The organism is Pseudomonas brassicacearum subsp. brassicacearum (genome assembly GCF_008801605.1).
Lineage (GTDB): Bacteria > Pseudomonadota > Gammaproteobacteria > Pseudomonadales > Pseudomonadaceae > Aquipseudomonas > Aquipseudomonas brassicacearum.
Map to the genome: position 1 here is coordinate 932,521 of NZ_VZPJ01000001.1, position 12,476 is coordinate 944,996.

A 12,476-nucleotide genomic window follows, 5' to 3' on the forward strand; every position below is an offset into this window, starting at 1 on the left:
GCTGCAACCTCGAATTCTACGTAGGCGACGATTCTACCCTGTGGCGAGGGGATTTATTCCTTTGTGGGAGCAAGGCTTGCCCGCGATGCGGTTCAACTGCTAGACCGTGTCATCGTTCATCGCGAGCAAGCTTTGCTCCCACAGGCTTGCTCCCACAGAGGGACGCCCCTCGCCACAATGCTGGATGGCATCACATCGGTGGGAAATCCCCCGGTAATGACGCTTTTGGACGACTGGCCGCCGCTTTACCGCTTGCTCTGCGCCGTTGGGTCTACGATGCTTTAACAACCAGCAAAAACAACACCCGAGGCCCCCCATGAAAACCGTCGCGCAGTTGCTCCGGATAAAAGACGAGAAGAACCAGCAAGTGCACACCATCTCACCGGACGACATGGTATTGCAGGCCCTGATGCGCATGGCCGAGAAGAACGTCGGTGCGTTGCTGGTAGTGAAGAACGATGAAGTGCTGGGGATCATCAGCGAGCGCGACTATGCCCGCAAAATGGTCTTGCGCGGGCGCTCATCGGTGGGCACGAAGGTCAGTGACATCATGGTCTCCCCCGTGATCACCATCGACCCGCACCAGAACGTCGAGACCTGCCTGAGCATCATGACCGAAAAACACCTGCGGCATTTACCAGTGGTAGAGGACGGCAAACTGGTCGGCCTGCTGTCCATCGGCGACCTGGTCAAGGAAGCCATCGCCGAACAGGCCGATCTGATCAAACAACTGGAGCAATACATTCGCGGGGAATGATCCATTCGGTCGGGTTGCTCATTCTCAAGGCACTTCTATATTGAAGGGGTTGTTCCTGCGAGCATCCCAATGGCCAACACCGACCGACTGATCATTTGTGAACATTGCGATGCGGTGTACGAGCCGGTGGTGCTCGTCGCGCACCAGAAAGCTTCGTGCGTGCGCTGCCACGCGGTGATCCAGCGCTACAACGGCCTGACCATCGAGCAGCGCCTGGCCTTGAGCGTGACGGCAGCGGTGCTGTGGGCCTTCGCCAACATCTACCCGATCATGAGCATCCGCCTCCAGGGCCTGAGCAACAGCGCGACGTTATGGGATTCCATCGTGGCGCTGAGCCATGGGCCGATCACCTTCATCGCCCTGGTGACAGCGGTGGCGATCATCATCGCACCGGCCTTTCAATTGGCGCTCCTGCTCTGGGTACTGGGCCATGCCTACCTCCAGCGGCGGGCACCGGGGTTCAACCTGTGCATGCGCAGCCTTGAAACCCTGCGGCCCTGGAGCATGCTGGAAGTGTGCCTGCTGGGCGCGCTGGTGGCGGTGATCAAGCTCGCCGGCCTGCTGGACGTGCTCCCGGGCATCGGCCTGTTCGCCCTGGCGGCCCTGAGCCTGCTGATGATCCGCATTGCCGGGCGCGATGTCCGCGACCTGTGGGACAGCCTGTGAACGGCCAGCCGCTGGACACCCCGCCAGAGGCCCGCGACCTGGACCTGTGCCTGTGCCACAGTTGCGGCCTGGCCTGCGACATGACCGACGAGCCCCAGACCTGCCCCCGCTGCGACGCCGCCCTGCATCGACGCAAACCCGACGCCATCACCCGCACCTGGGCCTACATGCTCGCCGCGCTGGTGTTCTACATCCCGGCCAACCTGCTGCCGGTCATGAATACCCAGATGCTCGGCGAAGGCGCCGACAGCACCATCATCAGCGGCGTCATCGAGTTCTGGCAAAGTGGCGCCTGGGACATCGCCCTGATTATCTTCATCGCCAGCATCGCGGTGCCCGGCATCAAGTTCGTGGTGCTGACCCTGTTGCTGGTGACCGCACAGCGGCGCAGCACCTGGGCCCAGGTCCAGCGGGCGAAGCTGTACCGGCTGGTGGAAGTCATCGGCTACTGGTCGATGCTCGATGTGCTGGTGGTTGCCCTGGTGGCGGCCCTGGTCAAGTTCCAGGCATTGAGCGACATCGAACCACGACCGGGCATCCTGTTCTTCGGCCTCGTGGTGCTGTTCACCATGCTGTCGGCCATGAGTTTCGACCCCCGGCTGATCTGGGACACTCAACCATCCGAGGAGGTCATGGATGAAGTCGCAAGCCACTGACGGGCAGCAACCCGCCCCCGGCCGCGCCCACGTCACCACCCGCCGCTGGACGGTGTCGCTGGTGTGGATCGTGCCGATCATCGCGGTGCTGGTGGGCATTTCCCTGGTGGTCCACAACTGGCTGCAGGAAGGCCCGACCATCACCATCACCTTCAAGACCGGCCAAGGCCTGACCGCCAACAAGACCCAGGTCAAATATCGCAACGTGGTCATCGGCCAGGTCACCGACGTGCAACTGAGCGAGGACCAGAAGAACGTCACCGCCACGGTCAAGCTCGCCAAGACAGCCGACACCTTCACTCACGAAGATTCGGTGTTCTGGGTCGTACGGCCACGCATCGGGGCCGGCGGTATCTCGGGGATCGACACCTTGCTGTCGGGGGATTTCATCGGCGCCGACGCCGGCCAGTCGAAAGTGCGCGCCAAGTCCTTCACGGGCCTGGAGAACCCGCCGCCCATCACCTACGGCGAACCGGGCAAGCGCTTCACCCTGCATTCCCAGGACCTCGGTTCGCTGGACATCGGCTCGCCGGTGTATCTGCGCAAGATCCCGGTGGGCCAAGTGGTGTCCTACGCCCTGGACGCCGAGGGCAAAGGCGTCAACATCGACGTATTCGTCAACGCCCCCAACGATGTGTATGTCACCGAAAACACCCGGTTCTGGAACGTCAGCGGCGTGGACGTGAACGTCGGCGCCAATGGTTTCGCGGTCAAGACCGAATCGCTCTCGGCCTTGCTGCTGGGCGGCATCGCGTTTCGGGCGCCGGAGTACAGCCCCAACGACGTCCCCGCCAGCGAGGACAAGACCTATGAGCTGTTTGCCGACCAGCAGAGCGCCCTCGCCCCGCCTGATGGCAAGGCGCAATACCTGGCCCTGCGCTTCGATCAGGCGCTGCGCGGCTTGCGCGTCGGTGCGCCGGTGGAGTTCCTCGGGGTGGAAGTCGGCAGGGTGGTGGCCATCCATCTGGATTTCGATGAGAAACAGCGCAGCTTTCCGGTCAACGTCGGCGTGGTGATCTACCCGCAACGCCTGGGCAAGGCCCATGAAAAACTGCTCAAGTCGCTCAATCACAATCCAGACGACGAAGCCGCTGGCGCCCGCCTGATCGGCAGCTTCGTCGAGCGAGGGCTGCGCGCCCAGGCCCGCAGCGGCAACCTGCTGACCGGGCAGTTGTACATCTCGCTGGATTTCTACCCCAAGGCGGAAAAAGTCGCCTTCGACCCAAGCGCCCGGCCCGTGCGTATCCCGACCATTCCGGGCAGTCTCCAGCAACTGCAGGAACAACTGCAGGCGATGATCGAGCGGATCAACAAACTGCCACTGGAGAGCATTGCCGGCAACCTGGATGGCAACCTGGTGGAGCTGCGCAAAGGCCTGACCCAGTTCAACAGCAAGACCCTGCCGGGCGTGCAAAGCACCTTGCAAGACGTCAGCAAGACCCTGCAATCAGCCAACTCGACCCTGGCTGAAGACTCACCGCAGCGCGAACAACTGACCCAGACCCTGGACGACCTGGGGCGTATGTCGCGCTCGCTGCGCGAACTGTCGGACTACCTGAGCCGCCATCCCGAATCGCTGCTTCGCGGCCGTCCCAAGGACGCACCGGCGCAGAACCTCACATTGCCGGTGAAAGAATGATCACAGGAGCCCGCCCCATGCCACTGACGCTGAAACTCACCCTGGTTGCCGTGGCATTGCTGCTCGGCGCCTGCCGCAGCGATCCGATCCACTACCACACCCTGAGCCCGGCCCAACCGGCAGGCCAATCGCGCTCCAGCGTGGACATCCAGATTGAACAGGTCAGTGTCCCACCCCAAGTGGATCGCACCCAGATGGTCATTCGCCAGGGCAACAGCGGGTTGGCGATCCTGGAAACCGAATGGTGGGGCGCCAGCCTGGCCGATGAACTGCACAGCAGCCTGGACGAACAACTGAGCAACCCTGGCGCACCGAAATCATTGCTGCGGGTAGACGTGCAACGCTTCGACTCGATCCCTGGCCGCTATGCCCGCATGGATGTGCAATGGCGCCTGCGCAACCTGGGCAACGACGCCCGCCCCCTCACGTGCCGCAGCAGCCTGCAAACCCCAGCGGGCGCCAGTATCGACGAGCTGGTGACAGCGCATCAGGAAAATGTCCGGCAATTTGCCGGCCTTGTTGAACAGGCGGCTGCACGCAAAGCCTGCCCTTGACCCCGTAGGCGCTGCCAAAGGCTCGGGCCGCGTTCGGACGATCTTTTGATCTTTCGCTTGAGACGCACGTCAGGGGAAAGATCGCAGCCTCGCTTCGCTCGGCAGCGCCTACAACGGCCAGTGCAGCGACAGCACCGGCGCAACGCGCGGATGGTGGTCGATGCGCTCCAACAACTCGTGGAACGCTGGGCGGGCGCTCAGCATCGCCTCCCGCGTGTTTCTCCACTTCGTGATCACCGCCGCCAGGATATCCAGCGCCCCCGGTTCGTCACCGCCTAGAAAAGGTCGGGCCGGGAACTGGTCGGCAAACCGCGCCCAATTGCGATACAGCCGTTGCTGCGTGCCGGATATCAATCGCTGCCGAGTCGCTTCGTCCGCCTCGTCCAGCCAGCGTTCCGGAAAATCGATAATGCCGATGGGCGTGTAGCAATTGGCCGCGATGTAGACCAGGCCCCGTATGGCTTGCGCGCGCTGGGCAGGGTCTTGGGGGAGCAGCTTCGATGCGGGAAAGGTCAACCCGAGGTGAATCAGGATTGCGGCCGCTTCGGTCAGCACCGAGCCATCTGGCAACTGCAGGGTCGGCACCTGCTTCAGAGGATTGAGCGCCTCGAGCTCTTTCGCCGCATCGTTGTCTTGCGTCGAATAGGCATCGACCCGCTGATAAGCCACCTCACAGAGACACAGGGCAACCTCCACCGCCGAAGAGCCGGATTGCCTGCAACCGAATAACTGATACATGAAAGCACCTCCTGCATAAGCGTTAGCCGATAGAGCCCGCGAGCCCGTCAGTGTTCCATCAAGCTGACCGGCAGCGGGCCAACGAGCTATCACTGCCGTCGATGTTCACCATCATGTCAATGAAGTTCTCTTGATGATCGCCCGGGACAACAATGGCCCCACACAAACCACTGCACCCCCGGAGCACACCATCATGAAACGCCAAGTCATCCTCAGCCTCGCTTTCTCTGTACTGGCCGCCAACGTATTTGCCGCCTCGTCCCAACCCGTCGTCGCCGAAGGCGGTTCTGATCGCCTGATCGAAAACCGCGTCGCTGAAGGCGGTGCCGATCGCTTGCTGGAACGTCGTGTCGCTGAGGGTGGCTCTGATCGCCTGATCGAAAACCGCGTCGCCGAAGGTGGTGCCGATCGCTTGCTGGAACGTCGTGTCGCTGAGGGTGGCTCTGATCGCCTGATCGAAAACCGCGTCGCCGAAGGTGGTGCCGATCGCTTGCTGGAACGTCGTGTCGCTGAGGGTGGCTCCGACCGCCTGATGGAAAACCGCGTCGCTGAAGGCGGTGCCGATCGCCTGCTGGAACGTCGTGTCGCTGAAGGTGGCTCCGACCGCCTGATGGAAAACCGCGTCGCCGAAGGTGGTGCCGATCGCTTGCTGGAACGTCGTGTCGCTGAGGGTGGCTCTGATCGCCTGATCGAAAACCACGCATGAGTTGCCTGGCAGCCTACCCGATACACCGCTTGAGACTGATCCCGCACCAAACCCATCCCCCTAAAAGCCCGGCCTCATCCACCGGGCTTTTTCACGCGCCAACGCCTGGTTAACGCCCCGACGCTCGCGCCATGCATCGCTGATAACGCTCATCCACCCGCTTGGCAAACCACGCTGTGGTCAGCTTGCGCGTGATCTTTGGGCTCTTGAGCACGATCCCCGGCAATACCGCCCGTGGCAACGCTTTGCCCTCGGCCTTTTCAGCCAGTTCGAACACGCGCTTGTAGAGCTTGCTGTCCTCGAACGCCAGGCTGTCACCCTGCTCCAATTGATCGCGAATGGTCGGGTTGCGCATTCCCAACGACTTGCCCAGCGTGCGCACCGCCAGTTCCGTACTGCCTGGCATGATGGAATCATGGGCAATCAGATCGCCGTCCAGCGCCAGGGAAATGCCCGACGCCACACTCACCGCATGCTGGAAAGCTGCGTTGCGGCTGGCGTACCAGCCAGCATTGAAATCGGCAAAACGATACAACGGCTCGGTGTAGCTCACCGGATAGCCCAGTAAATGCGCGATGCCGAAATACATCCCGCCACGACGACTGAACACTTCGCGACGAATCGAGCCTTCCACCGTATAGGGATAATTGCGCGCATTGGCCTGGGCAAACGCGATGCTGACCTGCATCGGTCCACCGGTGTGCACCGGATTGAAACCGCCGAACAGTGTCTTGCCCAGCGGCACCATGCTGATGAAATCATCGAAAATCTCGCTCAGCTCCTTCTCGCTACGCGCCGCATTGAGCCGATCGCTGTAGCTTTTGCCGTTGGACGAACGCACCTGGAGTGCGCCACTGACCAACAGCTCCGGAATGTGCACCTTCGCCGCCCGGCGGTTGATTTCCTGACGAGCGATCTTGCCCAGCCCCGGCACTGGCGGATCGGATTGGAACGTCGACTCCTGTTCGGTCACCGCCAGGACAGCACAGATGTTCTGCGTGGTAGAGGGAATCTGCTGGGCTGCAAAGGCCACGTAGATGTCAGTCGCCCAGCCTTCGCGATCCACAGTCTTGGCCGGCAACAACTGCACAATCTGCTTCTTGACCTCAGCAGGCTGACGCTCAGGCTCCTGCGCCTGACGGCTGCCACAACCGGCCAAGGCCAGCAGCGCAGCAAGGCTGATCATCAATCGGTTGAATTGCATGGTGCTCCATCGGGTTCGTTATTCCGGAGCAACCATACGATCAAAAGTGGATGCGGGCTATGCCCAATGTGGGAGCGAGCTTGCTCGCGAAGGCGGCGGCACGGGCAACACTGATACAAGCTGACCCACCGCTATCGCGAGCAAGCTCGCTCCCACAGGAGAATGGTGGTGTACCTAGAATCTCCTATCATCTAAAACCATGTGGGAATGGCGGTGAACATGGACTCACAGCCAACTCCGGGGGCAGTGCAGGATCAGATCCCGCTCAGCGCCAGGTCCATGGCAAAGTAGGTGAAGATCAGGTCTGCCCCCGCCCGCTTGATGGCGCCAAGGCTCTCGCGTACCACGCGGGCTTCGTCGATGGCACCAGCCTGGGCGGCGAACTTGATCATCGCGTATTCGCCACTGACCTGATAAGCCGACAACGGCAGGTTCGAAGCCTGGCGAATGTCGCGGATGATATCGAGGTAGGCACCGGCCGGCTTGACCATCAGCGCATCGGCACCCTCCTGCTCGTCGAGCAAGGATTCGCGCAATGCTTCGCGGCGGTTCATCGGGTTCATCTGGTAGCTCTTGCGGTCGCCTTTCAACGCGCTGCCGCCGGCCTCGCGGAACGGGCCATAGAGTGCCGAGGCGAACTTGGTGGAATAGGCCATGATTGCTGTCTGGCTGAAGCCGGCTTCATCCAGGGCCCGGCGAATCGCCTGGACCTGCCCGTCCATGGCCGCCGATGGCGCGATCACATCGGCACCGGCGCGGGCCGCCGCCACGGCCTGCTTGCCCAGGTTGACCAGGGTCCGGTCGTTGTCCACTTCATCGCCGTGGAGCACACCGCAGTGACCATGATCGGTGTATTCACAGAAGCAGGTGTCGGACATCACGATCATCTCCGGCACTGCGTCTTTGCAGATCCCGGCCATGCGCGACACCAGGCCGCGCTCGCTCCAGGTATCGCTGCCGTCGTTGTCCAGGTGATGGGACACACCAAAGGTCATCACCGACTTGATGCCGGCACGGGCATAGCGCTCGATCTCGCCGGCCAGCTTCGATTCAGGAATGCGTACCACGCCGGGCATGCTCTTGATCGGCACAAAATCATCGATTTCTTCTTCGACGAAAATCGGCAGCACCAAGTCGTTCAAGGTGAACTCGGTTTCCTGGAACAAGCTGCGCAGGCTTGCATTGCGACGCAGACGGCGTGGACGTGCTTCGGGGAACTGGCTGGACATGGGGCTCCTGGGCAGAAATGGGTGCTCGATCACAAAGAGCAAAGCTTATGCCCTGGCCGGCCAGGGCACAAACGGCGGGTGGAAAACAGAGTGTTACCGGCCAGGCAATAATCTACTCGCAAGGTCAGCGAGCCATTGATGCACGTCAGCCGGTGGCTTGTAATCGAATCGGCGAGTCGTCGGGTTTAACTCATTCCGGAATCTTCAACCCGCGCGCCACAGCCGGTCGAGCCAGGAAGCGCTCCAGCACCCGCGTCACATTGGGGAAATTCTGGATACCGACCAAATCACCGGCCTCGTAAAATCCGATCAAATTGCGCACCCAGGGGAACGTGGCGATATCCGCGATGGTATAGCGCTCACCCATGATCCAGTCACGCCCTTGCAGACGACCATCGAGCACCTTGAGCAGGCGCTTGCTTTCCTCGACGTAGCGATCGCGCGGCCGCTTGTCCTCGTAGTCCTTGCCAGCAAACTTGTTGAAGAACCCCAGTTGCCCGAACATCGGCCCGATCCCGCCCATCTGGAACATCAGCCACTGGATCGTCTCGTAGCGCGCCGCCGACTCCTGCGCCAGCAACTGCCCGCTCTTGTCCGCCAGATAAATCAGGATCGCCCCCGACTCGAACAAAGCCAACGGCTGGTCGCCCGGCCCATGGGGATCGAGAATCGCCGGGATCTTGTTGTTGGGGTTCAGGGAAAGGAACTCGGGCGACAACTGGTCGTTGCTGGCGAAGTCCACTTTGTGGGGCTCGTACGGCAGGCCGATCTCTTCCAGCATGATCGAGACCTTCACGCCGTTGGGGGTGGGCAGGGAGTAGAGCTGGATCCACTCCGGGTACTGGGCAGGCCACTTTTCGGTGATGGGGAATGGGGTCAAGTCGGGCATGGGGTCGGCTCGGAAATGAAGGAAAGCCCGAGGATAATCCAAGATGTACGGGACGGCATCACTGCCCGTCACGGAATTCACATCGGCCCTTCTTAAATCCGCAACATCCTGTCGCTAACATTCGCCCTACCTCCACACAGGAGGCCTTACAGTGCACCGGGACCCGCCAGGATCGAACCAAAGGGCTTGAAGGGACTCTGAGCAATGCCCCCGAGGATTCAACGCGGCGTAACGACAGGGAAAACACCCGAAGCCAGCCGCTTCGTGGTGCCAGGGTTTGTCAGCCTGACTCAAGAGTGCTGAAGAATAATTATTCGATGATGAACCCACTGAATTTCGCCAGACGCTTCAAACACCGTTCGTGGCTACTGCTGCCGACGCTGCTTGTGGTCTGCGGCCTGGGATTGGCGCTGGAATCCAGCATCAGCCGGGCCCAACCAGCCGACGGCGTGCAGACCCTGGTGTTCCTGCGCCACGCCGAGAAACCCGCCGGTGGCCTGGGCCAACTCAACTGCCAGGGCCTCAACCGCGCCATCGACCTGGCCACCCTGCTGCCGGAAAAATTCGGCAAGGCCGACTACGTGTTCGCGGCCAACCCGACCCGCAATGTCGAAGAGGGCGAGCAGGACAACTCCTACAGTTATATTCGCCCGCTGATGACCATCAGCCCCAGCGCCATCAAGCTCGGGTTGCCGGTGAACATCAATTATTCGGCCAACGACACCAGCGACCTGGCTGACGAACTGCTGCACGACAAGTACCACAACGCCACCATCTATACCGCCTGGTCCCATGGCTACCTGCCGGAGCTGATCAACAAGGTCGCCGGCGAGGCGGTCGGCAAGGAGCAAACCATTACCGAAGACTGGGCCTCGGGAGACTTTGATTCGCTGTATGTGCTGACCCTGACCTGGCACAACGGCAAGGCCAGCCTCACCAGCCAGAGCTACAAGCAAGGCTTGGACAATGGCAAGGAAGCCTGTCCGACTTGATCAGTCGCTAATTCCCTTTGTGGGAGCGAGCTTGCTCGCGATAGCGTCAGACCCATTGATATTGATGTGACTGAAACACCGCTATCGCGGGCAAGCCCGGTCCCACAGGGATTGACAGTGGATATCAAACCTGTGGTCACCCTCCCCGGGGCACACGCTCCCGCAGATATTCCAGCACCGCCGCCTGCTCCCCCGAGAACTCGATCCGCAGCCCCTTCTTTTCCCGTTGGAACACGTACATCGGGTCGTAATACTCGCGCAGCAAGCCTTCGATCCAACCGCGATGCAAGTCGACGGCGCCGCTGTTGGCCTGCTCGGCCAGGGCGGTTTCCAGGATGTTCATCAGGCGCCGGTGACGGTCACCGCCCAGGCGCTTGTGGATGTTGTCCAGGCTTGCCAGCAACCGCTCGGAAAACAACGAGAAACCTTCGTCGCCATGTACGGCGACAAATTCCGCGCACAGGTCGATGACGTAATCCTGCAGGATCCGCTCGACCCGATGCTCCAGGCTGTCTTCCAGCCAGACCATCGGAACCTGTTGCATGCGCTGGTACAAGGGCAGCGGCAAGGCACAACTGCCGACCGCACGGCTCTCATCTTCAAGCACGAATTGTTCGATGCCACTGGCGCGTTTTTTCAGTACGTCCACGGCCAGGCGGTTTTCAAAATCGATGTTGGAAGGCTGGCCGGTGGCGCGTTTGCCGAAGCTGGAACCGCGATGGTTGGCATAACCTTCCAGATCCAGGCTATTGCTCAGTTGCCCCAGCGCTTCGGTCTTGCCGGTGCCGGTCATGCCGCCCAGCAGCACCAGGTCGCATTGGGCTACCGCCTGCTCGACAGTGTCCAGCAAAAAGGTGCGCATGGCCTTGTAGCCGCCGCCGACCCTGGGGTAATCAATGCCCGCTTCATCCTTGAGCCATTGCTGTACGATCTGCGAACGCAGGCCGCCGCGAAAGCAATACAGCACGCCGTCAGGATGGGTCTTGGCGAACTCGGCCCAGGCCCGGATGCGTTCGGCCTTGATTTCGCCGGACACCAGTTGATGCCCCAGGACAATGGCGGCCTGTTGCCCCTGCTGTTTGTAGCAGGTACCGACACGTTGCCGTTCGCTGTCGGTCATCAACGGCAAATTGATCACGCCGGGGAAGGCCCCCTTGATGAATTCGACCGGGGCGCGCGTGTCCATCATCGGCCGGTCGTTGAGGAAGATGTCGCGGTAATCGGTGATGTCATTGCTCATCAAGACACCTCGACCGCGTAACTCTGTCGCTCGACCAGTTCGCCGATAGGTTCCAGCGCCAGCCCGAGTTCAGCGGCAACCCGCAGGAACTCGGCCTCGCCTTCAGGGGTGACGGCAATCAGCAGGCCGCCGCTGGTCTGCGGGTCGCACAGCACGCGCTTGTGCAGTTCCTGGACCCGACCGACCTTGCTGGCGTAACTGTCGTAGTTGCGCAGCGTACCGCCCGGCACACACCCCTGGTCGAGGTAGTACTCGACACCCGGCAGGCGCGGCACCGCGTCATAGCGGATGCGCGCGGTCAGTCGGCTGCCGTCGGCCATTTCCACCAGGTGACCGAGCAGGCCGAACCCGGTGACGTCGGTCATCGCCGTCACGCCGTCGAGCTTGCCGAAGCGGCTGCCAGGTTTGTTGAGGGTGCACATCCAGTCACGGGCCAGGCCGACGTCGGCGGCGCGCAGCTTGCCTTTCTTTTCCGCCGTGGTGAGGATGCCGATACCCAGGGGTTTGGTCAGGTACAGGCGGCAACCGGCGGTGGCCGTGTCGTTGCGTTTCATATGGCGCTTTTGTACCAGGCCTGTGACCGCCAGGCCGAAAATCGGCTCAGGCGCGTCGATCGAATGCCCGCCGGCCAGGGGAATACCGGCCTCGTCGCACACGGAGCGACCGCCGCGAATCACTTCCCGGGCAATTTCCGGGGCCAATACGTTGACTGGCCAGCCGAGAATCGCAATGGCCATCAGCGGGTCACCGCCCATGGCGTAGATATCGCTGATGGCATTGGTGGCGGCGATGCGACCGAAATCGAAAGGATCATCGACAATCGGCATGAAGAAGTCGGTGGTCGAGACCACCCCGCGCTCCTCGTCGATGGCGTACACCGCAGCATCGTCCCGGGACGCATTGCCGACCCACAAATTGGGATCAAGGTTCTGCGCACCGCTGCCGGCCAGGATCACTTCCAGTACCTGGGGCGAAATCTTGCAGCCGCAGCCGGCGCCGTGGCTGTACTGGGTCAGGCGAATCGGCTCGCTCATGGGCATACCTCTGGTCAGTCAAGATGGCCGATTCTACCAGCAACGCCACCGACTCAGTGCCGCGTCGAGCACATGCTACTGCAACACGTTGGTGCCACTTCATACGACGCTGCCGAATTCGGTGCACCAAGCCTGACCAACAGGACAGGAAAAAAGCCTGAACCCCATGCAT

The 12,476-nt window shown here is 61.5% G+C and carries 13 protein-coding genes; 7 read left to right on the forward strand and 6 right to left on the reverse strand.

The features are described 5' to 3' along the window. Window positions 1-316: 316 nt before the first annotated feature. The 5 genes from F7R20_RS04085 to F7R20_RS04105 all read left to right on the forward strand — a co-directional run bounded on the left by F7R20_RS04085 (window position 317) and on the right by F7R20_RS04105 (window position 4,272). The gene (locus F7R20_RS04085) at window positions 317-757 is read left to right on the forward strand and encodes a CBS domain-containing protein (RefSeq protein ID WP_003200075.1); all 441 of its coding nucleotides are present in this window, start codon (window positions 317-319) and stop codon (window positions 755-757) included. Between the two features lie 69 nt (window positions 758-826). Next, window positions 827-1,423: a paraquat-inducible protein A gene (locus tag F7R20_RS04090; RefSeq protein WP_003200073.1), complete on the forward strand. Its 597-nt coding sequence runs from the start codon at window positions 827-829 to the stop codon at window positions 1,421-1,423. A gap of 11 nt (window positions 1,424-1,434) precedes the next feature. Then, entirely contained in the window at window positions 1,435-2,079 is a 645-nt protein-coding gene (locus F7R20_RS04095; protein WP_027912575.1) for a paraquat-inducible protein A, read from the forward strand. Continuing rightward, complete coding sequence (locus F7R20_RS04100; protein WP_003200069.1) at window positions 2,060-3,718, forward strand: PqiB family protein; 1,659 nt, start codon at window positions 2,060-2,062, stop codon at window positions 3,716-3,718. The genes F7R20_RS04095 and F7R20_RS04100 overlap by 20 nt, the downstream gene beginning before the upstream one ends. 17 nt (window positions 3,719-3,735) lie before the next feature. After that, complete coding sequence (locus F7R20_RS04105; RefSeq protein ID WP_013692685.1) at window positions 3,736-4,272, forward strand: PqiC family protein; 537 nt, start codon at window positions 3,736-3,738, stop codon at window positions 4,270-4,272. A 108-nt stretch (window positions 4,273-4,380) separates the two neighbouring features. Here F7R20_RS04105 and F7R20_RS04110 read toward each other — a convergent pair whose 3' ends face one another. Then, window positions 4,381-5,010 (reverse strand): glutathione S-transferase family protein, encoded by a 630-nt coding sequence (locus tag F7R20_RS04110; RefSeq protein WP_003200064.1) that lies wholly within the window; start codon window positions 5,008-5,010, stop codon window positions 4,381-4,383. Window positions 5,011-5,203: 193 nt separating this feature from the next. On the opposite strand from F7R20_RS04110, the gene F7R20_RS31860 reads away from it, so the two are divergent. Beyond that, window positions 5,204-5,716: a hypothetical protein gene (locus F7R20_RS31860; RefSeq protein WP_033028182.1), complete on the forward strand. Its 513-nt coding sequence runs from the start codon at window positions 5,204-5,206 to the stop codon at window positions 5,714-5,716. Window positions 5,717-5,825: 109 nt separating this feature from the next. On the opposite strand, the gene F7R20_RS04120 is transcribed toward F7R20_RS31860, so the two are convergent. The 3 genes from F7R20_RS04120 to F7R20_RS04130 form a co-directional block, all read right to left on the reverse strand. Next, window positions 5,826-6,920 (reverse strand): DUF1615 domain-containing protein, encoded by a 1,095-nt coding sequence (locus tag F7R20_RS04120; protein ID WP_003200061.1) that lies wholly within the window; start codon window positions 6,918-6,920, stop codon window positions 5,826-5,828. Between the two features lie 254 nt (window positions 6,921-7,174). Continuing rightward, a complete protein-coding gene (gene hemB, locus F7R20_RS04125; RefSeq protein WP_003200059.1) occupies window positions 7,175-8,149 on the reverse strand; it encodes a porphobilinogen synthase in 975 nt (324 codons plus the stop codon). Window positions 8,150-8,339: 190 nt separating this feature from the next. Next, window positions 8,340-9,038: a glutathione binding-like protein gene (locus F7R20_RS04130; RefSeq protein WP_003200057.1), complete on the reverse strand. Its 699-nt coding sequence runs from the start codon at window positions 9,036-9,038 to the stop codon at window positions 8,340-8,342. A 317-nt stretch (window positions 9,039-9,355) separates the two neighbouring features. Between F7R20_RS04130 and F7R20_RS04135 the strand changes: the two genes are divergently transcribed. Beyond that, window positions 9,356-10,030 carry a hypothetical protein gene (locus tag F7R20_RS04135; RefSeq protein WP_027912578.1) on the forward strand — a complete coding sequence of 225 codons (675 nt, stop codon included), beginning with the start codon at window positions 9,356-9,358 and terminating at the stop codon, window positions 10,028-10,030. 136 nt (window positions 10,031-10,166) lie between these two features. On the opposite strand, the gene mnmH is transcribed toward F7R20_RS04135, so the two are convergent. Continuing rightward, a complete protein-coding gene (mnmH, locus tag F7R20_RS04140) occupies window positions 10,167-11,270 on the reverse strand; it encodes a tRNA 2-selenouridine(34) synthase MnmH (protein ID WP_003200052.1) in 1,104 nt (367 codons plus the stop codon). Then, complete coding sequence (gene selD, locus F7R20_RS04145) at window positions 11,270-12,304, reverse strand: selenide, water dikinase SelD (protein WP_003200050.1); 1,035 nt, start codon at window positions 12,302-12,304, stop codon at window positions 11,270-11,272. Before selD ends, mnmH begins: the two co-directional genes overlap by 1 nt. Window positions 12,305-12,476: the final 172 nt, after the last annotated feature.